This window comes from Cupriavidus sp. 96C5-1, assembly GCF_057798855.1.
Window position 1 is genome coordinate 437,901 of sequence record NZ_JBYOJU010000001.1, and the last position, 21,872, is coordinate 459,772.

At 67.7% G+C, this 21,872-nt stretch carries 17 protein-coding genes; 9 read left to right on the top strand and 8 right to left on the bottom strand.

The features are described from left to right. Positions 1–83: 83 nt before the first annotated feature. Positions 84–1,304, bottom strand: a complete 1,221-nt coding sequence (locus AC3FOF_RS02030) for a CaiB/BaiF CoA transferase family protein (protein WP_276267003.1) — start codon at positions 1,302–1,304, stop codon at positions 84–86. Between the two features lie 320 nt (positions 1,305–1,624). Between AC3FOF_RS02030 and alaS the strand changes: the two genes are divergently transcribed. Then, complete coding sequence (gene alaS, locus AC3FOF_RS02035) at positions 1,625–4,249, top strand: alanine--tRNA ligase (protein ID WP_276267004.1); 2,625 nt, start codon at positions 1,625–1,627, stop codon at positions 4,247–4,249. 143 nt (positions 4,250–4,392) lie between these two features. On the opposite strand, the gene AC3FOF_RS02040 is transcribed toward alaS, so the two are convergent. The 3 genes from AC3FOF_RS02040 to AC3FOF_RS02050 form a co-directional block, all read right to left on the bottom strand. After that, positions 4,393–5,154, bottom strand: a complete 762-nt coding sequence (locus AC3FOF_RS02040) for a slipin family protein (protein WP_035813344.1) — start codon at positions 5,152–5,154, stop codon at positions 4,393–4,395. A gap of 2 nt (positions 5,155–5,156) precedes the next feature. Further along, on the bottom strand, positions 5,157–6,650 hold the full coding sequence (locus AC3FOF_RS02045; RefSeq protein ID WP_488725640.1) for an NfeD family protein: 1,494 nt from the start codon (positions 6,648–6,650) through the stop codon (positions 5,157–5,159). Positions 6,651–6,743: 93 nt separating this feature from the next. Then, complete coding sequence (locus AC3FOF_RS02050; RefSeq protein WP_488725641.1) at positions 6,744–7,622, bottom strand: LysR family transcriptional regulator; 879 nt, start codon at positions 7,620–7,622, stop codon at positions 6,744–6,746. A gap of 241 nt (positions 7,623–7,863) precedes the next feature. Between AC3FOF_RS02050 and AC3FOF_RS02055 the strand changes: the two genes are divergently transcribed. From AC3FOF_RS02055 to AC3FOF_RS02080, 6 genes are all read left to right on the top strand, one after another. Beyond that, positions 7,864–9,102 carry a YbfB/YjiJ family MFS transporter gene (locus AC3FOF_RS02055; RefSeq protein ID WP_276267007.1) on the top strand — a complete coding sequence of 413 codons (1,239 nt, stop codon included), beginning with the start codon at positions 7,864–7,866 and terminating at the stop codon, positions 9,100–9,102. A gap of 96 nt (positions 9,103–9,198) precedes the next feature. Next, entirely contained in the window at positions 9,199–9,972 is a 774-nt protein-coding gene (locus AC3FOF_RS02060; protein WP_276267008.1) for a class II aldolase/adducin family protein, read from the top strand. A gap of 119 nt (positions 9,973–10,091) precedes the next feature. Next, entirely contained in the window at positions 10,092–10,280 is a 189-nt protein-coding gene (locus tag AC3FOF_RS02065; RefSeq protein ID WP_017226016.1) for a 4-oxalocrotonate tautomerase, read from the top strand. Between the two features lie 89 nt (positions 10,281–10,369). Then, a complete protein-coding gene (locus AC3FOF_RS02070; protein WP_017226017.1) occupies positions 10,370–11,434 on the top strand; it encodes a threonine aldolase family protein in 1,065 nt (354 codons plus the stop codon). 58 nt (positions 11,435–11,492) lie between these two features. Next, the gene (locus AC3FOF_RS02075; protein WP_017226018.1) at positions 11,493–12,062 is read left to right on the top strand and encodes an NUDIX domain-containing protein; all 570 of its coding nucleotides are present in this window, start codon (positions 11,493–11,495) and stop codon (positions 12,060–12,062) included. A gap of 96 nt (positions 12,063–12,158) precedes the next feature. Next, positions 12,159–12,386: a sulfurtransferase TusA family protein gene (locus AC3FOF_RS02080; protein ID WP_011297045.1), complete on the top strand. Its 228-nt coding sequence runs from the start codon at positions 12,159–12,161 to the stop codon at positions 12,384–12,386. A 97-nt stretch (positions 12,387–12,483) separates the two neighbouring features. Here the strand turns inward: AC3FOF_RS02080 and galU are convergent, their stop codons facing one another. Both galU and AC3FOF_RS02090 read right to left on the bottom strand, forming a co-directional pair. Beyond that, a complete protein-coding gene (galU, locus tag AC3FOF_RS02085) occupies positions 12,484–13,353 on the bottom strand; it encodes a UTP--glucose-1-phosphate uridylyltransferase GalU (RefSeq protein WP_017226019.1) in 870 nt (289 codons plus the stop codon). Positions 13,354–13,405: 52 nt separating this feature from the next. After that, positions 13,406–16,273 carry a valine--tRNA ligase gene (locus tag AC3FOF_RS02090; RefSeq protein ID WP_488725642.1) on the bottom strand — a complete coding sequence of 956 codons (2,868 nt, stop codon included), beginning with the start codon at positions 16,271–16,273 and terminating at the stop codon, positions 13,406–13,408. A 311-nt stretch (positions 16,274–16,584) separates the two neighbouring features. Here AC3FOF_RS02090 and AC3FOF_RS02095 point away from each other — a divergent pair, with 311 nt between their 5' ends. Further along, positions 16,585–18,942, top strand: a complete 2,358-nt coding sequence (locus tag AC3FOF_RS02095) for a UvrD-helicase domain-containing protein (RefSeq protein ID WP_017226021.1) — start codon at positions 16,585–16,587, stop codon at positions 18,940–18,942. 150 nt (positions 18,943–19,092) lie between these two features. On the opposite strand, the gene AC3FOF_RS02100 is transcribed toward AC3FOF_RS02095, so the two are convergent. Further along, positions 19,093–20,070 carry a tripartite tricarboxylate transporter substrate binding protein gene (locus tag AC3FOF_RS02100; protein ID WP_017226022.1) on the bottom strand — a complete coding sequence of 326 codons (978 nt, stop codon included), beginning with the start codon at positions 20,068–20,070 and terminating at the stop codon, positions 19,093–19,095. A 69-nt stretch (positions 20,071–20,139) separates the two neighbouring features. Continuing rightward, a complete protein-coding gene (locus tag AC3FOF_RS02105) occupies positions 20,140–20,907 on the bottom strand; it encodes a GntR family transcriptional regulator (protein ID WP_276267012.1) in 768 nt (255 codons plus the stop codon). Between the two features lie 160 nt (positions 20,908–21,067). Between AC3FOF_RS02105 and AC3FOF_RS02110 the strand changes: the two genes are divergently transcribed. Further along, positions 21,068–21,856: an amidohydrolase family protein gene (locus tag AC3FOF_RS02110; RefSeq protein WP_488725643.1), complete on the top strand. Its 789-nt coding sequence runs from the start codon at positions 21,068–21,070 to the stop codon at positions 21,854–21,856. The last annotated feature ends 16 nt before the right edge of the window (positions 21,857–21,872 follow it).

Genomic DNA, 21,872 nt, shown 5'->3' on the forward strand with positions numbered 1-21,872 from the left:
CGCCGGCTGCCGGCGCGCGCAGGGCAAGGCTCTTTGCTCGATTCTCTACGGCTACGGCTGGTTCGGCTACGGCGGCGGGCGCCTTACAGCACGCCCTTGGCGCGCAGCGCAGCAATCTGCCCGGGCGTGTAGCCCAGCATCTCGCCCAGCACCGCGTCGGTATGCTCGCCCAGCAGCGGCGGGTGGCGCACCGCTTCCGGCGGGGTCGCGCTCATCTTGATCGGGCTGCCCACCAGCTTGACCTCGCCGGCGCTGGGGTGCGGCAGGTCCACGCGCAGGCCGCGCGCCTTGACCTGGGCATCCTCGAAGACGTCGTCCAGCGTGTTGATCGGGCCGCAGGGCACGCCGGCGCTTTCCAGGTCCAGGATCCACTGGGCCCGGCTGCGCGGCCTGACCATCTCGGCCAGCACCGGCACCAGCACGTCGCGGTGCGCCACGCGCTGCGGGTTGGTGGCGAAGCGCGGGTCGTCGGCCAGTTCGGGCTGTCCGCCGGCGCCGACGAACTTGCGGAACTGCCCGTCGTTGCCCACCGCCACGATGATCCAGCCGTCGGCGGCCTGGAAGGTCTGGTAGGGGACGATGTTCGGATGGGCATTGCCCCAGCGCTTGGGCGCCACGCCGCTGGCCAGGTAGTTGGTGTTCATATTGGCCAGCATGGCCACCTGCACGTCGAGCAGGGCCATGTCGATGTACTGGCCGCAGCCGGTACGCTCGCGGTGGGCCAGCGCGGCCAGCACGGCGATGGTGGCGTACTGGCCGGTCATCAGGTCGGAGATGGCCACGCCGGCTTTCTGCGGGCCGCCGCCGGGCAGGTCGTCGCGCTCGCCGGTCAGGCTCATGAAGCCGCCCATGCCCTGCACGATGAAATCGTAGCCCGGACGCGCCGCATAGGGGCCGGTCTGGCCGAAGCCGGTCACCGAGCAGTAGATCAGGTCGGGCTTGACCGCCTTGAGCGAGTCGTAGTCCAGGCCGTATTTCTTCAGTTGGCCGACCTTGTAGTTCTCCAGCACCACATCGCTCTGGGCGGCCAGCGCGCGTACCAGTTCCTGGCCCTCGGGCGTGCTGATGTCGCAGGTTACCGAGCGCTTGTTGCGGTTGGCGGCCAGGTAGTAGGCGGCCTCCGCGGTATCGCGGCCGTCGGCGTCCTGCAGCCAGGGCGGGCCCCAGGTGCGGGTATCGTCGCCGGCGCCGGGGCGCTCGATCTTGATCACGTCGGCGCCGAAGTCGGCAAGGTTTTGGGCGCACCAGGGCCCGGCGAGAACGCGGGTCAGGTCGAGGACGCGGAGGTGGCTTAAAGCTCCCATGGGGTGTCAGGCGGATCCGGCAAGGGTGGGCAAGGGACGGCCGGGCGGCCCCGCCGTCTGTTCAGGGTGGCGGCTTGCAGGGCAATCGGGCGCTGGTGCGAGAACAGGCCCTGGGGCGTCCGGCTGGGACAGCCTGCACTTTACCACCGGCGGGCCGCCGGAAGCACATCGGCAGCCGCCCGGATCGCCTGGCGCCGGCCGGGCGGGGCGAATCCCCGGCGGCGCGCCGCGCAGGCAGGCTTCCCCGTATAATCAATGGTTTGCAAATCCATCCTGACCGACAGCGCCCTGCCATGCCGCGGGACGCCCTTGCCCAGAACATGAAAGTCTCCGACATCCGCAGCAAGTTCCTGCAGTACTTCGAATCGAAGGGCCACACCGTGGTCCGCTCGTCCAGCCTGGTGCCGGGGAACGATCCGACGTTGCTGTTCACCAATTCCGGCATGGTGCAGTTCAAGGACGTGTTCCTGGGCACCGACAAGCGCCCATACACCCGCGCGACCTCGTCGCAGCGTTCGGTGCGCGCCGGCGGCAAGCACAACGACCTGGAGAACGTGGGCTACACCGCGCGTCACCACACCTTCTTTGAAATGCTCGGCAACTTCTCGTTTGGCGACTATTTCAAGCGCGAGGCCATCCAGTACGCGTGGGAACTGCTGACCAAGGTCTACCAGCTGCCGGCCGACAAGCTGTGGGTCACGGTGTACGCGGAAGACGACGAAGCCTACGACATCTGGGCCAAGGAAGTCGGCGTGCCGGCCGAGCGCATCGTGCGCATCGGCGACAACAAGGGCGCGCGCTACGCTTCCGACAACTTCTGGCAGATGGCCGACACCGGCCCCTGCGGCCCCTGCTCGGAAATCTTCTACGACCACGGCCCGGAAGTGTGGGGCGGCCCGCCGGGATCTCCCGACGAAGACGGCGACCGCTACATCGAGATCTGGAACCTGGTGTTCATGCAGTTCAACCGGGACGATCAAGGCAATATGCCGCGCCTGCCCAAGCCCTGCGTCGATACCGGCATGGGCCTGGAACGGATCGCCGCGGTGCTGCAGCACGTGCACAGCAACTATGAGATCGACCTGTTCCAGGCACTGATCAAGGCCGCTGCGCGCGAGACCCATACCGACAACCTCAACCAGAATTCGCTCAAGGTCATCGCCGACCACATCCGCGCCTGCGCCTTCCTGATCGTCGACGGCGTGATCCCCGGTAACGAAGGCCGCGGCTACGTGCTGCGCCGGATCGTCCGCCGCGCCATCCGCCATGGCTACAAGCTGGGCCAGAAGACGCCGTTCTTCCACAAGCTGGTGGCCGACCTGGTGGCGCAGATGGGCGAAGCCTATCCGGAGCTGGCCGAAGCCGAGTCGCGCGTGGTGGAAGTGCTCAAGGTGGAGGAAGAGCGCTTCTTCGAGACCATCGAGAACGGCATGTCGATCCTCGATGCGGCGCTGGCCGGGCTGAAGCTCAAGGGCGGCAAGGTGTTCGACGGCGAACTCGCTTTCAAGCTGCACGACACCTTCGGCTTCCCGCTCGACCTGACGCAGGACGTGTGCCGCGAACAGGAAATCACCGTCGACGAGGCTGCCTTCGACGCCGCCATGAACCGCCAGCGCGAGCAGGCCCGTGCCGCCGGCAAGTTCAAGATGGCCGCGGGCCTGGAGTACAAGGGCGACAAGACCGCCTTCCACGGCTACGAGAAGCTGGCCGTCGATGGCGCAAAGATCACGGCACTCTATGTGGACGGCGCCGCCGTCGACGCCATGCAGCCGGGCCAGACCGGTGTGGTGGTGCTCGACAACACGCCGTTCTACGCCGAGTCCGGCGGCCAGGCCGGCGACCAGGGCGAACTGCAGGGCGGCAGCGCCGTCTTCACCGTGGCCGACACCACCAAGGTGCAGGCCGACGTGTTCGGCCACCAGGGCACCCTGGCGGGCGGCGCGCTCAAGGTCGGCGACAGCGTCACCGCGCAGGTCGACGCGCAGCGCCGCGCGCGCACCGTGCGCAACCACTCGGCCACCCACCTGATGCACAAGGCCTTGCGCGAAGTGCTGGGCAGCCACGTGCAGCAGAAGGGCTCGCTGGTGGATGCCGACAAGACCCGCTTCGACTTCTCGCACAATGCGCCGCTGACCGACGAGCAGATCCGCCGTGTCGAGGAAATCGTCAACGCCGAGATCCTGCAGAACGCGGCCACCGGCGCCGAGATCATGCCTTTTGACGACGCTGTCAAGAGCGGTGCCATGGCGCTGTTCGGCGAAAAGTACGCCGACGACGTGCGTGTGCTGTCGATCGGCAGTTCCAAGGAACTGTGCGGCGGCACCCACGTGACCCGCACCGGCGATATCGGCGTGTTCAAGATCGTGGTGGAAGGCGGCGTGGCGGCGGGCATCCGCCGCGTCGAGGCCATCACCGGCGACAACGCGCTGCATTACCTCCAGGCGCTGGATGCCAGGCTGAACGAAGCCGCCGCCGCGCTCAAGGCGCAGCCGTCCGAACTGGTGCCGCGTATCGGCCAGGTGCAGGAGCAGGTGCGGGCGCTGGAGAAGGAGCTGGAACGCCTCAAGAGCAAGCTGGCCGCCTCGCAGGGCGACGAGCTGGCGGCGCAGGCCATCGACGTGAAGGGCATCAAGGTGCTGGCCGCCCAGCTCGACGGCGCCGACGTCAAGACGCTGCGCGAGACCATGGACAAGCTCAAGGACAAGCTGGGCACCGCGGCCATCGTGCTGGGCGCCGTGGCCGACGGCAAGGTCAGCCTGATTGCTGGCGTGACCGCCGATGCCACAGCCAGGGTCAAGGCCGGCGAACTGGTCAACTTTGTCGCCCAGCAGGTCGGCGGCAAGGGCGGCGGCCGTCCGGACATGGCGCAGGCTGGCGGCACCGAGCCGGCCAATCTGCCGAAGGCGCTGGCGGGCGTTGGCGAGTGGGTGGCAGGCAAGGTCTGAGGTAAGTCTCCGGCACTGGACGAAGCCGGCAGGATGCGCCAGAGCCGTTTGCAATGACGACGGCTGTCACTCCCTCTCGCGGGAGTGACAGCCGGGACTTTCAGTCCCCCCGCAGTATCAAAAAGGCGCTCCGGCGCCTTTTTTCACGTCTGCCCGCGGCTCAGCTTTCCCACCAGCGTCAAGATATCGATCGGCAGCGGAAACACGATGGTCGAACTCTTGTCGCCCGCGATCTGGGTCAGCGTCTGCAGGTAGCGCAACTGCATCGCCTGCGGCTCCCTGGCCAGCATCTGCGCCGCTTCCAGCAGCTTTTCCGACGCCTGCAATTCCCCTTCCGCATGGATCACCTTGGCGCGCCGCTCGCGTTCGGCCTCGGCCTGGCGCGCAATCGCGCGGATCATGGTCTCGTTGAGGTCGACGTGCTTGATTTCCACGTTGGAGACCTTGATGCCCCAGCTGTCGGTCTGGGCGTCCAGCGCCTTCTGGATGTCGATATTGAGCTGCTCGCGCTCGGCCAGCATCTCGTCGAGTTCATGCTTGCCCAGCACCGAGCGCAGCGTGGTCTGCGCCAGCTGGCTGGTGGCCTCGAGGAAATTCGCCACCTGGATGATGGCGCGCTCCGGGTCGATCACGCGGAAGTACACCACGGCGTTCACCTTGACCGACACGTTGTCGCGCGAGATCACATCCTGCGGCGGCACGTCCATCACCACGGTGCGCAGGTCCACGCGCACCATCTGCTGCACCGCCGGGATCAGGATCACCAGCCCCGGCCCCTTCACCTTCCAGAAGCGTCCCAGCATGAACACCACGCCTCGCTCGTACTCGCGCAGCACGCGGATGGAGGAAACGATGAGCAGGGCAATGATGAAGACCAGGCCGCCCGCGCTGAATCCGAATGCCATGATCATGCTCCTTGGGTGGATGATTGAATTGGGACCGTGTCGACAGCGCGCACCTCCAGCAGCAGGCCGTGGCGCCCGATCACCAGCACACGCTGGCCTTGCGTCAGCGGCAGGGCACTGTGCACGCGCCAGCGTTCGCCGCGTATTTCGGCCCAGCCATCGTCCCGGAGGTCCTCCAGCACCACGCCGGGCGTGCCGATCATCGCATCGCCGCCACTGATCGACGGCATGCGCCGCGCGCGCCAGAGCAGCGTCCAGACGGCAAACAGGAAGACTGCGCTCGCCAGCGCCAGGCTGCCGATCAGCCACAGCGGAATGCCGAAGCCGGGCACATCCGTGTCGATCAGCATCACTGCGCCGAAGATAAAGGCGATGATGCCGCCCACGCCAAGCGCGCCGAAGGTCGGCAGGTACAGTTCGGCCACCATGCAGCCGATGCCCAGCGCGATCAGCCCCAGTCCGGCGTAGCTGACCGGCAGCATATGCAGCGCGAACAGCGCCAGCAGCAGGCAGATCGCGCCACCGACGCCGGGCACCACCATGCCCGGCGTGGAGAATTCGAAGATCAGGCCATAGATGCCGGCCATCATCAGGATCAGCGCCACGCTGGGATCCGTGATGACCGCCAGGAAGCGGTCGCGCCAGTCCGGCTCCTGCACCTGCACCGGTGCCTGCGCGGTGCGCAGCACGCGCTGCACGCCGGCCGCCTGGACCCGGCGCCCGTCAAGGGCGCGCAGCAGGGCGGGCAGGTCGGGCGCCTCCAGGTCGGCCACATGCTGCGCCACGGCCTCGTCCGCCGACAGGCTGACCGCCTCGCGCACCGCACGCTCGCCCCACTCGGCGTTGCGACCGCGCAGTTGCGCCAGGCCGCGGATATAAGCCGAGGCGTCGTGCATCTGCTTGCGCTCCATGGTGTCCTGCGGGGGGGCGCCGGCGGGCGCCGAGGCCGGCACCGCTTCCGGCTTTTGCGGCCCGCCGATGCCGATCTGTACCGGGCTGGCGGCGCCGAGGTTGGTGCCGGGCGCCATCGCCGCGATATGGCTGGCATAGAGGATGTAGGTGCCGGCACTGGCGGCGCGCGCGCCGCCCGGGTAGACATAGCTGGCCACCGGTATCTCCGATGCCAGGATGGCCTGGATGATCTCGCGCATCGACAGGTCCAGGCCGCCCGGCGTGTCCATTTCCAGCACGATCAATTGCGCGCCGGCTTCGCGCGCGTGCGTCATGCCGCGCAGGATGAAGTTGGCGCTGGCGGGGCTGACCGCTCCCTTGAGGGGGATCACGACCACGGGGGCCGTGGCGCTGGCGGTGGCGACCGGCGCGGCGGCCACGACGGCAGTGGTTGCCGCTGCCGCCAGGCCGGGGATGGCGCCGCTCGCGCCGTAGGGCGCACTTGCCTGCGCATTGGCCGGGGCGGACGGCGTGGCCACCGTGGCGGCCACGGCCAGACAGAGGCCGGCGGCAAGCCATCGCAGGAGCATCGGGGCATACTTCATGGCAGTGACGCCGGCACGAGGGGTGCAAACGCGGCGCCACTTCCAGTGTAGGCGAACGGGCACATCCTGCCGGGCACATCCCAGGCGATCGACTCAGGCCGCTGCGGCGAGACCGGGCCGCGGCGCACGCAATGTATCGACGAGCGCGCGCAGCGCGGTATTGGCCATGGCGGGGTGCCAGGCCAGCAGGGTGTCGACCTTGCCTGCCGCGCCCAGCGCGTGAAGACTGATCCTGGGCAGGTCGCGGTACAGGCCAAGCACCGAACGCGGCACGATGGCCACGCCGATGCCGGCGGCCGCGCAGGCAATGATGGCGTGATAGGAGCCCAGTTCCAGCACCCGGCGTGGCGGGCTGTCGCCGCCGGCAAGCCAGCTTTCCAGCCGCATGCGGTAATTGCAGCCCGGCTCGAAGGCCAGCATGGTGCGGGTTTCCAGGTCGGCCGGTGCGTGGATGGGCGCGTGATGCTCGCGCGCCACCAGCACCAGTTCCTCCTGGAAGACCGGCAGCGATGCCAGCGCAGGATCGTCCAGCGGCTCGGCCACAAAGGCGCAGTCCACCTCGAAGCGCGCCAGCGCCTGCAGGGCCTGGCGCGTGGGGCAGGTCACCAGTTCGAGCTGCACCTCCGGCCAGGCCTGATGATAGGCGGCCAGCACGGCAGGCAGGCGGCTGGCCGCCGTGCTTTCCATCGAGGCGATGCGCAGGCGCCCCTGCGGCTTGGCCGGGAGCACGGCCTGGCGCGCTTCCTCGGCCAGGTCGAGCACGCGCCGGGCATAGTCGAACAGGGTCTGTCCCGCCGGCGTCAGGACCATGCGCTTGCCGTCGCGCAGGAACAGCTCGACGCCGAGCGAGCGCTCCAGTTGCCGGATACGGGTGGTGACGTTGGATTGCACGCGGTGCAGGCGGGCCGCGGCGCGGGTGACGCCGCCCTCCTCGACCACGGAGCGGAAGATTTCCAGGGAAGCCAGGTCCATTGCGATCGCCTTGAAGCCTTGAGGGGGTAGTTGCCGGATGCCGACCGAAACCGGAATCGAAACCTGCGGCGGGCATTGCCGGCACAAGCCAATCATCTCGTGCCGAGATGATTGCGATCTCAATTATTCATTTTTCGGTTCAGGGATCCGAGCGTAGCATGCCGCTATGACTTCGACACGCTCACCGGCGCTCCCGCGCCGTCCCGTCCCTTCCCCCCCTTCGCTCCGGGCGGTCGCCTAGATGGGCGGCGCGGACCACCAGCCCGGCGGCGCCAGCGCCGCGGCGCGGACGCAGCCCGGGGCCTGGGCCGTGGCCCTGGCGGGCCTGGTCGCGCTGGGCGTGGCGATGGGCATCGGCCGCTTCGCCTTTACGCCGCTGCTGCCCATGATGCTGCATGACGGCGCCGTCACGCTGGGCGAGGGCGGCTGGCTGGCTACGCTGAACTACCTGGGTTACTTTGCCGGCGCTGCCGCCTGCCTGTTCATGCATCCCGATCCGGCTCGCATGGTCAGGTATGGCCTGGCGGCCACCGTACTGTTGACGCTTGGCATGGCGGCGCCCGGCGGCATGGCCGCCTGGGGCTTGTGGCGCGCGGCGGCCGGCGTGGCCAGCGCGCTGACCATGGTCTACACCACCGCCTGGTGCATGCACAGGCTTGCCGAGCTTGGCCGGGCGCCGCTGGGCGGCCTGATCTTCTGCGGGCCTGGCATCGGCATCGTGGTCACCGGCGTGTCCGCCTTCGCCATGGTAGGCGCGGGCTGGCGCGCGAGCTGGGGCTGGCTGGCCTTCGGCGCGCTGGCGGTGGCGCTGGTCGGCATGGTCTGGCAAGTGTTCCGGCCGGCATCCCGCGGCGCCCGCCATGAGGGTCCCGCCGCGCCGGCCCGGGCGGCCCCGCGCCTGGACCGCGAAACGTGGCTGCTGACGCTGGCCTATGGCCTGGCGGGCTTCGGCTACATCATCACCGCCACCTTCCTGCCGGTGATCGCGCGCCAGGCCATGCCGGGCTCGCTGTGGGCGGACCTGTTCTGGCCCATCTTCGGCGCGGGCGTGACCATCGGCGCTTTCGCGGCATCGAAAGTGAGCACCGGGCGCGACAATCGCCGCCTGCTGGCGTTCACCTACGCCATGCAGGCGATCGGCGTGGCCATCGCGGTGGTCTGGCCCACGGTCGCGGGCTTCGCGCTCAGCAGCCTGCTGGCCGGGCTGCCCTTCAATGCCCTGGTGGCATTTGCCATGCGCGAGGCGCGGCGCCTGTGGGGTGGCCAGGCACAGCGGCTGATGGGCCTGATGACCGCCAGCTACGGCCTTGGCCAGATCGTCGGGCCGCCGCTGGCCACGGCGCTGGTGGCCCGCAGCGGCGGCTTCGCCGCTTCGCTTTGCTGCGCCGTCGCGGCCCTGCTGCTGGGCGGGGCGATCTTCGCGTGGATGGGGCGTGCCGGGCCCGCCCCGGCACCGGCCCGAGAGACGCCGGCGGCCTGACGCCGCCCGCCGGCTTGCGCTACAGTATCGCCTTCGCCGTCCCCGCTCCGGTTGGCAAAACCGGCGCATGACAGGGCGCGGCGCAGGAGCCGATTCATGTCCTTTGCCTTGCAGCCCACCCGCGCGGCGGGCATCTCCCAGCCAGTCAAAGCAGCCGAGCTGCGCATGCGCGCCGACCTGGCGGCGGCCTATCGGCTGTGTGCCCTGCAAGGCTGGGACGACCTGATCTACACGCACATCTCGGCAGCCGTGCCTGGCGAGCCGGATCATTTCCTGATCAATCCCTTCGGCTTTGCCTTCGACGAGATCCGCGCCAGCGACCTGGTCAAGATCAACGGCCGCGGCGAGGTGGTGGGCGATAGCGCGCATCCGGTCAACGTCACCGGTTTCGCCCTGCATGGCGCGGTGCATGCCGCACGCCCCGATGCGGTGTGCGTGATGCACCTGCACAACAGCGCCGGCGTGTCGGTGTCGGCCCAGGCCTGCGGCCTGCTGGCGCTGTCGCAGCATGCCCTGCGCTTTTACGGCCGGCTGGCCTATCACGACTATGAGGGCCTGGCCTTCACGCCTGCCGAGGGTGCGCGGCTGACCGCATCGCTCGGGCAGCATCCCGCCATGCTGCTGCGCAACCATGGCACGCTGACGGTGGGCCGGACCGTGGCCGAGGCCTACGTGCTGATGGCGACCCTGGTCAAGGCCTGCGAGATCCAGCTGGGTGCGCAGGCCGGTGGGCAGGTGGTGCAGCCGCCGCCGGCGCTGGCGATACGCGCCTCCGAGCAGCTATACGACGGCGGCGCGCTGGAGGGCGAGATGGAGTGGCCATCGCTGTTGCGCAAACTCGATAGAATCGATGCTTCGTATCGCGATTGAGGCAGCGGCTTCACGCCGGTGTCCGCCCCGCTACCCCTGAACCGCAAGCGCCGGCCCGGAGGCCGGGCGCTCGCCGCATTCTCAAAACAGCCGGACCACCAGGCAACAGGAGCCAGACCATGCCGACTTACCATGTAGAACTCTTCGAAGGCCGAACCATCGAGCAAAAGCGCAAGCTGGTCGAGGAAGTCACCCGCGTCACCTGCGAAACGCTGGGCTGTTCAGCCTCGGCCGTCGACATCATCATCACCGATATCAAGCGCGAGAACTGGGCCACCGCCGGCGAACTGTGGGCTGACAAGAAGTAAGCCAGGCGCGACGCCAATCCGCCACGGGCCGGAGACCATCAGCCTCAATGCCCGCGGCACCTGCCTCGCCACCCGCAACGGATTCCCCCATGCAGCATTTCGCCTCCGACAACTACGCCGGCTTCTGCCCGGAATCGCTCAGGTATTTCCTCGAAGCCAACGGCAGCGGCCACGAGCAGGCCTACGGCGACGATTCGTGGACGCAGAAGGTCTGCGACCGCATCCGCGACCTGTTCCAGACCGATTGCGAAGTGTTCTTCGTCTTCAACGGCACCGCCGCCAATTCGCTGGCGCTATCGGCGCTGTGCCAGTCCTACCATTCGGTGATCTGCCACGAGCTGGCGCATATCGAAACCGACGAGTGCGGCGGCCCGGAGTTCTTCTCCAACGGCTCCAAGCTGCTGACCGCTCCCGGTGCCAACGGCAAGCTGACGCCCGACGCGGTCGAAGCGCTGGTGACGCGCCGCTCCGATATCCACTATCCCAAGCCCAAGGTGGTGTCGTTGACCCAATCGACCGAGGTCGGTACCGTCTATACGGTCGAGGAAGTCCGCGCCATCGCCGCCATCGCCAAGCGCCGCCAGTTGCGCGTGCATATGGACGGCGCGCGCTTTGCCAATGCCGTGGCGTCGCTGGGTGTGCATCCGTCCGAGATCACCTGGCGCGCCGGAGTCGACGTGCTGTGTTTCGGCGGCACCAAGAACGGCCTGCCGGTGGGCGAGGCGGTGGTGTTCTTCGACCGCAAGCTGGCCGAGGACTTCGCCTATCGCGTCAAGCAGGCCGGGCAGCTGGCTTCCAAGATGCGCTTTATCTCGGCGCCGTGGCTGGGCCTGCTGGAGAACGACGTCTGGCTGGGCAACGCCCGCCACGCCAACGCCATGGCGCGCTTGCTGCACGACCGCATCGCCGCCATTCCCGGCGTGCGCATCATGTTCCCGACCGAGTCCAACGCGGTCTTCGCCGAGTTGCCGTTGCCGGCCATCGAAGCCCTGCGTGCCAAGGGCTGGCGCTTCTATACCTTTATCGGTGCCGGTGGCTGCCGCTTCATGTGCGCGTGGGACCTGCAGCCTGAAACCGTCGAGGCGCTGGCTGCCGACATGCGCATTGCCTGCGGCGCCTGTGCACCGTCCGGCCCGGCAGCCGCACAAGGCTGAAGCGCCCCGACGCTACCAGCTACCACGCCGCAAAACCACAATAACAGGAGCCCCCCGCATGTCCGTCTACCGATACTGTCCGCAATGCGGCTCGCCGCTGGAGGTGCTGCCGCATGCCGGCCGCGAGCGCGATGCCTGCATCCAGCCAGAATGCGGTTTCGTTCACTGGAATAACCCGCTGCCGGTGCTGGCTGCCGTGGTGGAGTACGAAGGCAAGCTGCTGCTGGCGCGCAATGCCGCATGGCCGGAAAAAATGTTTGCGCTGGTGACCGGTTTCCTGGAACGCGACGAAACGCCGGAGCATGGCGTGGCGCGCGAACTGAAGGAGGAGACCAACCTCGACGCCCAGTCCGTATCGCTGATCGGCGTCTATGAGTTCATGCGCAAGAACGAGTTGATCATCGCCTACCATGTGCAAGCCAGCGGCACCGTCTCGCTGTCCGAGGAACTGGCCGACTACAAACTGGTGGCGCCCGAGGACATGCGGATCTGGTCGGCGGGCACGGGCTTCGCGGTGGCCGACTGGCTTGCCTCGCGTAGCTATCCGGTGCGCTTCTTCGATCGCCAGACCGGGGAGGATATCCCCGACCCGCGCCAGCGCGATGCTTCGCTACAATACCGCTCATAGACAGCGGCGACGCGATAATGCGATAGAGGCAGGCACGGTTGCCGTGACGCATGCGGCATGGCAGGCCCTGAACGCCCAGAACCAAGGAAGAGAGGAATGGAGTTCCAGAAAGAAGTGGATGCGCGTGGCCTGAACTGCCCGCTGCCGATCCTGCGTACCAAGAAGGCGCTGGCCGACATGGCCAGCGGCGATGTGCTCAAGGTGCTCGCCACCGATCCGGGCGCCACGCGCGATTTTCAGGCATTTGCCAAGCAGACCGGCAACGAGCTGCTGTCGCACCAGGAAGTCGACAAGGTGTTTGTGTTCTACATGCGCCGGCGCTAGGCGCGCCAGCAAGGTCGATTGCCCATGAAAAACGGCGCCCGCGGGCGCCGTTTTTCATGGCCGTGCATCGCCGGCGGTGCTTCAGGTGTTCATGCCTTCAGCCGCGCGCGCGCAGGTAGGCGCTGAACTCGTCCATTACCTCGGGGTGCTTGAGCGCAAACTCCACGGTCGCCTTCAGGTAGCCCAGCTTGCTGCCGCAATCGTAGCGAACGCCATTGTAGCGATAGGCCAGCACCTGTTCCTGGCTAAGCAGGGACTGGATTGCGTCGGTGAGCTGGAACTCGCCGCCGGCGCCCGGCTTGAGGTTGCGGATGTGGTCGAAGATGCGCGGGGTCAGGATGTAGCGGCCAACCACGCCCAGGTTGGAGGGGGCGTTCTCGGGCGCGGGCTTCTCGACAATGTCCGATACCTTGATCACGCCTTCGTCCCATTCGCGGCCAGCCACCACGCCATAGGAGCGGCTCTGTTCCGGCGCGATTTCTTCGACGCCCAGCACCGAGCAGTGGTAGTGGCCGTACATATCCACCATCTGCTTCATCACCGGGGGAACGCCGTCGAGCAAGTCGTCGGCCAGCATCACGGCGAACGGCGCGTCGCCAACCAGCTTCTCCGCGCAGAGTACCGCATGGCCGAGGCCGAGCGCCTCGGGCTGGCGCACGTAGAAGCACTCCACGTGCGACGGCTTGATCGAGCGCACGAGCGAGAGCAGGGCCTGTTTGTTCTTGGCCTCGAGCTCGGCTTCGAGCTCATAGGCCTTGTCGAAGTGATCTTCGATGGCGCGCTTGGAGCGGCCGGTCACGAAGATCATCTCGGTGATGCCAGCGGCCATGGCTTCTTCCACGGCGTACTGGATCAGGGGTTTGTCGACCACCGGCAGCATTTCCTTCGGGCTTGCCTTGGTGGCCGGCAGAAAGCGGGTGCCGAGACCGGCTACCGGGAAGACAGCCTTGGTGACACGGGTTTCCATATCAGGTTTCCTTATCATTACGGTGTGGGCATCCCTGCTGGTGACGCAAAGCTCATGCGGGCAGACGCTGCAGTTGATCCTGCAGCTTGCCCAGGGTCTGTTCGAAATCCGACAGACGCTGGGTTTCCTGCGCGACGACGGCGGGCGGTGCCTTGGCGACAAAGCTCTCATTGGAGAGCTTGCCGCGGCACTTGCCGATTTCGGCGCTGATACGCTCTATTTCCTTGGACAGGCGCACGCGTTCCGCCGCCACGTCGATTTCGATCTTCAGCAACAGGTGGTTGGCGCCGACGATGGCGACGGGTGCGCCAGCACCTTCGGCCATCAGGGCATTCTCATCTTCGAACACCTTGACCTCCGAAAGTTTCGCCAGCGCCTGCACATAGGCCTGGGCCGAGGTCAGGAAGGCGCTGTCGCCCTGCGCATAGAGCGGAATGCGCTGGGCGGGCGAAATATTCATTTCCCCGCGCAGGTTGCGGCAGGCGTCGACCACGGCCTTGAGCTGCGCGGTCCATTGCTCCGCGGCCTCGTCGATCTTGGCCACGGCAGGCAGCGGATAGGCTTGCAGCGCAAGCGTCTCGCTGCCGTCGCCGCTGGCGCGCCCGGCGAGCGGCGCCACTTTCTGCCACAGCTCTTCGGTGATGAAGGGGATGACCGGGTGGGCCAGGCGCAGTACCGTTTCCAGCACACGCAGCAGCGTGCGGCGGGTGGCGCGCTGCTGTGCGGGCGTGCCGTTCTGGATCTGGACCTTGGCCAGTTCCAGGTACCAGTCGCAGTATTCGTCCCAAACGAACTTATAAATGGCGCTGGCGATATTGTCGAAACGGTACTCGGCGAAGCCCTTCTCCACCTCGGCTTCGACGCGCTGCAGCAGCGACACGATCCAGCGGTCCGGCTGCGAGAAGTGCAGGTAGCCGTCGGGGCCGCAGTCATTGCTGCACGGGCCCATGCCGCAGTCGTGGCCCTCGGTGTTCATCAGCACGAAGCGCGTGGCGTTCCACAGCTTGTTGCAGAAGTTGCGATAGCCTTCGCAGCGGCCGGTGTCGAAGTTGATGTTGCGGCCCAGCGTGGCCAGCGAGGCGAAGGTGAAGCGCAGCGCATCGGCGCCAAACGCGGGAATGCCTTCGGGGAATTCCTTCTTGGTCTTCTTCTCGATCTTGGGCGCGTCCTTGGGGCGGCGCAGGCCGGTGGTGCGCTTCCTGAGCAGCGGCTCGAGCTCGATGCCGTCGATCAGGTCGACCGGGTCCAGGGTGTTGCCCTCGGACTTGCTCATCTTCTTGCCTTCGGAATCGCGCACCAGGCCGTGCACATACACGGTGTGGAACGGCACCTTGCCGGTGAAGTGCTTGGTCATCATGACCATGCGCGCCACCCAGAAGAAGATGATGTCGTAGCCGGTAACCAGTGCCGACGAGGGCAGGAAATGTTGCAATTCCGGCGTTTCTGCCGGCCAGCCGAGCGAGGAGAAGGGCACCAGGGCAGACGAGAACCAGGTGTCGAGCACGTCGTCCTCGCGGCGCAGCGCGCCGGTGCTGCCGGCTGCACGCGCCTGCGCCAGGGCGTCTTCCTCGGTGCGGGCGACGAAGCACTTGCCGGCCTCGTCGTACCAGGCCGGGATCTGGTGGCCCCACCACAGCTGGCGCGAGATGCACCAGTCCTGGATGTTCTCCAGCCACTGGTTGTAGGTGCTGTTCCAGTTTTCCGGGATCAGCTTGATCTCGCCGCTCCGCACGGCGTCCAGCGCCACTTCGGCGATCGAGCGGCCCGGGTTGAAGGTGCCTTCCGGCGCCGGCTTGCTCATGGCGACGAACCACTGGTCGGTCAGCATCGGCTCGATGGCGCTGCCGGTGCGCTCGCTGCGCGGGGTCATCAGCTTGTGCTTCTTGACCTCGGCCAGCAGGCCCTGGGCTTCGAGATCGGCGACGATGCGGGTGCGCGCCTCGAAGCGGTCCAGGCCGGCGTAGGCGGCGGGCGCATCGGCGACGATCTTCGCGTCGAGGGTCAGGATCGACAGCTGCGGCAGCTTGTGGCGCTGGCCTACCGCATAATCGTTGAAGTCGTGGGCCGGGGTCACCTTGACCACGCCGGTGCCGAATTCGCGGTCGACGTAGTCGTCGGCGATCACCGGGATATCGCGGCCGGTCAGCGGCAGGTGCACGGACTTGCCGATCAGGTGCGCATAGCGTTCATCTTCCGGGTGCACCATCACGGCCACGTCGCCCAGCATGGTTTCGGGGCGGGTGGTGGCCACCGTCAGGTGGGTCAGGCCATGCGCGGCGTCGGGCTCGGCCAGCGGATAGCGGATGTGCCACATCGACCCTTCTTCCTCGACGTTCTCCACTTCCAGGTCGGACACCGCGGTGCCCAGCACGGGATCCCAGTTGACCAGGCGCTTGCCGCGGTAGATCAGTCCCTGTTCAAACAGGCGCACGAACACTTCCGTGACCGCCTTGGACATTTCCGGCGACATCGTGAAGTATTCGTGGCTCCAGTCGATCGAAGCACCCATGCGGCGGATCTGGCGCGTGATGGTCGAGCCGGACTCTTCCTTCCAGGCCCAGACCTTCTCGGTAAACGTCTCGCGGCCCAGTTCATGGCGCGACACGCCCTGCGCTTCCAGCTGGCGTTCCACCACGATCTGGGTGGCGATGCCGGCGTGGTCGGTGCCCGGCACCCACAGGGTGTTGGCGCCGCTCATGCGGGCATGGCGGGCCAGCCCATCCATGATGGTCTGGTTGAAAGCATGGCCCATGTGCAGCGTGCCGGTCACATTGGGCGGCGGCAGCTGGATGCAGAAGTCCGGGCGCTCCGGATCGAGGGTCGGCTTCGCGATGCCGCGCTTCTCCCACTCTGGGCCCCACTTGGCCTCAATGGCGGCGGGTTCGAAGCTCTTGGCAAGGGACTGGTCTTGGGCGGTCATGCTCGGATGTCGATGATTACGTCGGATTCTGCGGGCCAGGCGGGCAGGGGCAACGCGCCGGGAAAACGTCAAATTATAGGGGAGGCGGCTGGAGGGTGCGCGATTTCGGCCCGTAGCCGGCCTGGCGATGCCATTTTGCCGCGGCTTTGCGCCGATCCGGATCCCGCCGCGGGAAGGTGGCGCTTTCCGCTTTGTGCGGTTTCTGCGACATCGGGCGGCGCGCCGGGTGGCTCGGTGGGCACGGGGAGGGGCATGGCGCGGTGGAGGGGGGCTGCCCGGTATAATTCGGGGCACTCCACAAGGCCCACCCGATGTCCGACCTGCTTGCCAATCTCAACGCTGAACAACTTGCCGCCGTCACTTTGCCTGACGAGCCGGCGCTGATCCTGGCTGGCGCGGGCAGCGGCAAGACGCGCGTGCTGACCACCCGCATCGCGTGGCTGATCCAGAACGGACGGGTCTCGCCGGCCGGCCTGCTGGCGGTGACCTTCACCAACAAGGCGGCCAAGGAGATGATGACGCGGCTGACTTCGATGCTGCCCATCAACACGCGCGGCATGTGGATCGGCACCTTCCACGGCCTGTGCAACCGCATGCTGCGCGCCCACTACCGCGACGCCGGCCTGCCGCAGACCTTCGCCATCCTCGACAGCCAGGACCAGCTCTCCGCGCTCAAGCGCCTGCTCAAGTCGCTCAATGTCGACGACGAGAAGTACCCGGCCAAGAACCTGCAGTACTTCATCAATAACGCGAAGGAACAGGGCCTGCGGCCGGCCGACGTGGAGGCCAACGACGACTTCAACCGCCGTTTCGTCGACCTCTATGCCGCCTACGACGTGCAGTGCCAGCGCGAAGGCGTGGTGGATTTCGCCGAACTGCTGCTGCGCTGCTACGAACTGCTGCGCTACAACGACGCCATCCGCCAGCACTACCAGCACCGCTTCCGCCATGTGCTGGTGGACGAGTTCCAGGACACCAACGTGCTGCAGTACCAGTGGCTCAAGCTGCTGGCGGGCTTTGGCACGCAGAACCCGGCGGCGGTGTTCGCGGTGGGCGACGACGACCAGAGCATCTACGCGTTCCGCGGCGCCAATGTCGGCAATATGCGCGATTTCGAGCACGAGTTCCGCGTGCGCCACATGATCAAACTGGAGCAGAACTACCGCTCGCACGGCCACATCCTGGATTCGGCCAACCACCTGATCGCCCACAACGCGCGCCGCCTGGGCAAGAACCTGCGCACCGACGCCGGGCATGGCGAGCCGGTGCGGGTGTTCCAGGCCGGCTCCGATGGCCAGGAGGCCTCCTGGCTGGTGGAGGAGATCCGCGACCTGATCGCGCAGGGCATGAGCCGCTCGGAGATCGCCATCCTCTATCGCAGCAACGCGCAGTCGCGGGTGATCGAGCACGCGCTGTTCTCGTCGGGCATCGCCTACCGCGTCTACGGCGGCCTGCGCTTCTTCGAGCGCGCCGAAGTCAAGCACGCGCTGGCTTACCTGCAACTGCTGGAAAACCCCCGCAACGACGCCGCCTTTGGCCGCGTGGTGAATTTCCCCACGCGCGGCATCGGCGCGCGCTCGCTGGAGGCGCTGCAGGATGCGGCGCGGCAGTACGACTGTTCGCTGGCCGAGGCGGTGGCCTATGTGCCTGGCAAGGCCGGCAGTTCGCTGGGCGCCTTTGTGCGGCTGATCGAGCAGATGCGTGCCGAGACGCGCCGCATGACCCTGCCGGAAACGGTCGAATACGTGACCAATACCAGCGGCCTGATCACCCACTACCGCGGCGAGAAGGAAGGCCAGGACCGCATCGAGAACCTGCAGGAACTGGTGACCGCGGCGCAGGCGTTCGTGATGGAAGAAGGCTTCGGCCTGGATGCGCTGGCGAGCGCGATTCCGGTCGGGCGCGATGGCGCGCAAGCCGTGCCGGCGCTGGCCGACGGCGACCAGGCCCAGCAGGTGCTGGATCCCGAGGCGCTGCCGGTGGTGATGACGCCGCTGGTGGCCTTCCTCACCCACGCTTCGCTGGAAGCCGGCGACAACCAGGCGCAGGCCGGCCAGGACGCGGTGCAGATGATGACCGTGCACGCCGCCAAGGGCCTGGAGTTCAACGCGGTCTTCATCACCGGGCTGGAGGAAGGGCTGTTCCCGCACGAGAACAGCGCCATGGAGGCCGACGGGCTGGAGGAGGAGCGCCGCCTGATGTACGTGGCGATCACGCGGGCGCGCGAGCGGCTGTACCTGTCGTTCGCCCAGAGCCGCGTGCTGCACGGCCAGATGCGCTACCACGTGCGCTCGCGCTTCTTCGAGGAACTGCCCGAGACCTCGCTCAAGTGGCTGCAGCCGCCGGCGCAAGCCTACGGCGGCTCCCCGCGCCGCCAGCAGAATGAGAGCGGTTGGGGCCGCGACTGGTTCAAGAAGCCGGAAGACGTGCCGTATTCCGGTACCAAGCCCACCGGCGGCATGGACACCGGCAACGGCTATGCCGACGCCAAGCGCCAGGCCGGCTCGGGCCTGCGCATCGGCCAGAACGTATTCCACAACAAGTTTGGCGAAGGCGTGATCACCGCGCTCGAAGGCGAGGGCGCGGATGCCCGCGCCAACATCAAGTTCAAGCGCCACGGCGCCAAGTGGCTGGCACTGGCCGTGGCCAAACTGGATCCGATCGACTGAGCTGCGGGAGCGGGGCAAAGCTCGGGATCCGAGCCGCGCCCCGGGCATTGCTGCAATGGGCGCATCGCGCCTGTTGTGCCACAGCCGTCCCGAAGGGGGAAGAAATCGTAGCGAGCCGCCCGGGACCGCGCAGCAGACTTATTCACGCCTTCAGTCAACCTGGATGTTGCCGTCCTTGATGACCTTGGCCCACTCGCTCGTCTGGGCCTGGATGAACTTCGCCGCCTCCGCCGGCGTACCGGCCACGATTTCCCCGCCAAGGCTGGTCACCCGCTCCCGGTTCTCGGGCAGGTTGATGACCTTGCGGATCGCTTCCGACAGGCGCTTGACGATATCCGGCGGCGTGCCGGCCGGCAGGAACACGCCATTCCATTCGTAGACCTCATAGCGCGGCACGCCTGCCTCGGCCAGCGTTGGCGTATCCGGCAGGATGGGCGTGCGCTTCGCGCCGGTCACCGCGAGCGCGCGCAGCTTGCCGGCGCGCACATGCTGCAGGCCGGAGGCCGTATTGGCGAAGAAGACCGGCACCTGGCCGGCAATCACGTCCGCCATGGCGGGGCCGCCCCCTTTGTACGGCACGTGCAGCAGATCCAGCTTCATGCGCTGGGCGAACAGCGCGCCTGCCAGGTGCTGGGCCGAGCCGTTGCCCGATGACGCGTAGGCGATGCCGCCGGGCTTGGCGCGTGCCATGGCGATCAGTTCCTGCACGGATCTGGCTGGGAACTGCGGGTTCACGACCAGCATATTGGGATAGAGCGCCAGTACCGAGACCGGGATGAAGGACTTGACCGGGTCGTACGGCAGTTTCTTGTAGAGCGAGGGATTGGAGGCGAACGAGGCGGCGTCGAGCAGCACCGTGTAGCCATCCGGGGCCGACTTGGCAACCAGGTCCGTACCGATCTGGCCACCCGCGCCGGGCCGATTGTCGACCACGATGGTCTGGCCCAGTTCCTGGCCCAGGCGTGGCGAGATCATGCGGGCCATGGTGTCGGCGCCGCCGCCCGGTGCATAGGTGACCACCAGGCGGATGGGTTTGGCGGCGGGCCAGGCCTCGGCGTGGGCCAGCCCGCTGCTGCCGGCGGCGAGCCAGCACAGGGCGGTGGCGCAAAGTCGGACGGGGAATCGCATGGGTCTCCTCGGGAGTATTGTCGGTACGGTTGACGCGCCGGCTGTCGCCGTTGGCGCGCTGCCTGGGGGTCAGCGCACTTCGGCGCGATAGTGGAAATCGTCGGCGTTGCCGAGCGTCTGGCGGAACTCGACGCGCCGGCCCGCGAGATCGAAGGCGACGCGGTTCACCGCCAGCGCCGGATGGCCTTCCGGCAATCCCAGCTGCGTGGCTTCGCGCGCGCCCAGCCGGGCAAAGCGCAGGTCGTCGATCGCGCGGCTGACCGTGATGCCGTAGCGCTCGGCGTACATCGGGTAGAGCAGGGGGGCGAACTCGGCCGGTTTGAGCGTGGCCAGTTCGCTGAACAGCGCTGCCGGCAGCCAGATGGTCTCCAGCAGCCGGACCTTGCCTTCCCAGCCGCGCTGGCGCAGCAGGCGAAGCACCGGCGTGCCCGCCGCCAGCCCGAGCTGCGCGGCAATCTCCGCCGGCGCGGCCAGCGTGCGCAGCGACACGATGCGCGACTCCGGAATCTCCGAGCCGGCATCGCCAAAGCGGAAAAAACGCGCCATGGTCGCCCCCGTCAGCGCACCGCGGACAAAGGTGCCGCGGCCATGCACGCGTTCGAGCAGCCCCTGGTCCACCAGCGCCTGGATGGCCGCGCGCATGGTGCCGAGCGCCACCCCATAGTGTTCCGCCAGCGCGCTCTCCGCGGCAATGGCCGTGCCGGATGCCCATTCGCCGGCGAGGATGCGGCCCTTGAGCGCGGTGGCGATGCGCGCCCAGCGCGGCGCGGCAAGGCTGGCGGGCGAGTCGTCGGGATGGGTGTCGGCCGCGGCGGGCAGGGCGGAACGATTCGGCATGCGTGTCTCCATGATGCATCCCGGCGTGGCGGTTGCGCCATGTCGACGGGAACTCTAGTCATCTATAGGACTAGAGCATAGAATGGTGGTTGCGGGATGTCAATCGACCCGTGTGTTGCCGCCCGGCGCCTTCCGTCTTGTCCGCCCACCCAGAACCAGCATGTTCCAGATCGATACGCACTTCCACGTGTTTTCCGCGCAGGCGCCCGCCGTGGGCGGCGCCCGCTACCGGCCCGCCTACGGCGCCAGCCTGGCGCAGTGGCAAGCCCTCTCCGGGGTGCATGGCGTGCGCGCGGGCGTGGTGGTGCAGCCGAGTTTCTTTGGCACCGACAACAGCGAGCTGGAAGCGGCGCTGGCAACGTCCTGCGCGCTGCGCGGGGTGTGCGTGCTCGGCCCGGAAGCGTCGGCCGGCGAACTGGCGCGGCTGCATGGCATCGGCGTGCGCGGCCTGCGCTGGAATATGGTGGGGCGGCAGGACGACCCGGCATGGCGCGATGCGCGCTGGCCGGTGCTGCTGGAGGCGGCCCACGCGCTGGGCTGGCACCTGGAGCTGCATACCGAGCCGGGCCGGCTGGCCGAACTGCGGGAATGGCTGCCGCCGGTGCCGATCGCGCTGGTGCTGGACCACTTCGGCAAGCCCGCGGGCGGCGCGCAAGGCGATGCGCGGATGCTGGCTTGCGCGCGGCACTGGCGCGAGCAGCGCGAGGTCTATGTCAAGCTGAGCGCGCCGTACCGCGTGGGGGCCGGCCTGGCAGGCGTGGTAGCGGACTGGCTCCACTGCCTGGGCGAACAGGCCTTGCTGTGGGGGTCGGACTGGCCATGGACCAATCACGAGGCACAGGCCAGCTATGCCGGTCTGCAGCGCGGGGTATGGGACTGGCTGGGGCCGTCGCGCGAGGCGCCGGACCGCAACGCGGCCCGGCTGTTCGGCATGCATGCCATGCCCTGAGCGGCCGGGCGGGCCG

Bases quoted from the DNA above. Each gene is read 5' to 3' on its own strand.
- AC3FOF_RS02055 (WP_276267007.1), top strand. From the start codon at position 7,864: ATGGGCGGCGCGGACCACCAGCCCGGCGGCGCCAGCGCCGCGGCGCGG.
- AC3FOF_RS02095 (WP_017226021.1), top strand. From the start codon at position 16,585: ATGTCCGACCTGCTTGCCAATCTCAACGCTGAACAACTTGCCGCCGTC.
- AC3FOF_RS02050 (WP_488725641.1), bottom strand. From the start codon at position 7,622: ATGGACCTGGCTTCCCTGGAAATCTTCCGCTCCGTGGTCGAGGAGGGC.
- AC3FOF_RS02060 (WP_276267008.1), top strand. From the start codon at position 9,199: ATGTCCTTTGCCTTGCAGCCCACCCGCGCGGCGGGCATCTCCCAGCCA.
- AC3FOF_RS02105 (WP_276267012.1), bottom strand. From the start codon at position 20,907: ATGCCGAATCGTTCCGCCCTGCCCGCCGCGGCCGACACCCATCCCGAC.
- AC3FOF_RS02045 (WP_488725640.1), bottom strand. From the start codon at position 6,650: ATGAAGTATGCCCCGATGCTCCTGCGATGGCTTGCCGCCGGCCTCTGT.
- AC3FOF_RS02110 (WP_488725643.1), top strand. From the start codon at position 21,068: ATGTTCCAGATCGATACGCACTTCCACGTGTTTTCCGCGCAGGCGCCC.
- AC3FOF_RS02040 (WP_035813344.1), bottom strand. From the start codon at position 5,154: ATGGCATTCGGATTCAGCGCGGGCGGCCTGGTCTTCATCATTGCCCTG.
- AC3FOF_RS02090 (WP_488725642.1), bottom strand. From the start codon at position 16,273: ATGACCGCCCAAGACCAGTCCCTTGCCAAGAGCTTCGAACCCGCCGCC.
- galU (WP_017226019.1), bottom strand. From the start codon at position 13,353: ATGGAAACCCGTGTCACCAAGGCTGTCTTCCCGGTAGCCGGTCTCGGC.
- AC3FOF_RS02080 (WP_011297045.1), top strand. From the start codon at position 12,159: ATGGAGTTCCAGAAAGAAGTGGATGCGCGTGGCCTGAACTGCCCGCTG.
- AC3FOF_RS02075 (WP_017226018.1), top strand. From the start codon at position 11,493: ATGTCCGTCTACCGATACTGTCCGCAATGCGGCTCGCCGCTGGAGGTG.
- AC3FOF_RS02100 (WP_017226022.1), bottom strand. From the start codon at position 20,070: ATGCGATTCCCCGTCCGACTTTGCGCCACCGCCCTGTGCTGGCTCGCC.
- AC3FOF_RS02030 (WP_276267003.1), bottom strand. From the start codon at position 1,304: ATGGGAGCTTTAAGCCACCTCCGCGTCCTCGACCTGACCCGCGTTCTC.
- AC3FOF_RS02070 (WP_017226017.1), top strand. From the start codon at position 10,370: ATGCAGCATTTCGCCTCCGACAACTACGCCGGCTTCTGCCCGGAATCG.
- AC3FOF_RS02065 (WP_017226016.1), top strand. From the start codon at position 10,092: ATGCCGACTTACCATGTAGAACTCTTCGAAGGCCGAACCATCGAGCAA.
- alaS (WP_276267004.1), top strand. From the start codon at position 1,625: ATGAAAGTCTCCGACATCCGCAGCAAGTTCCTGCAGTACTTCGAATCG.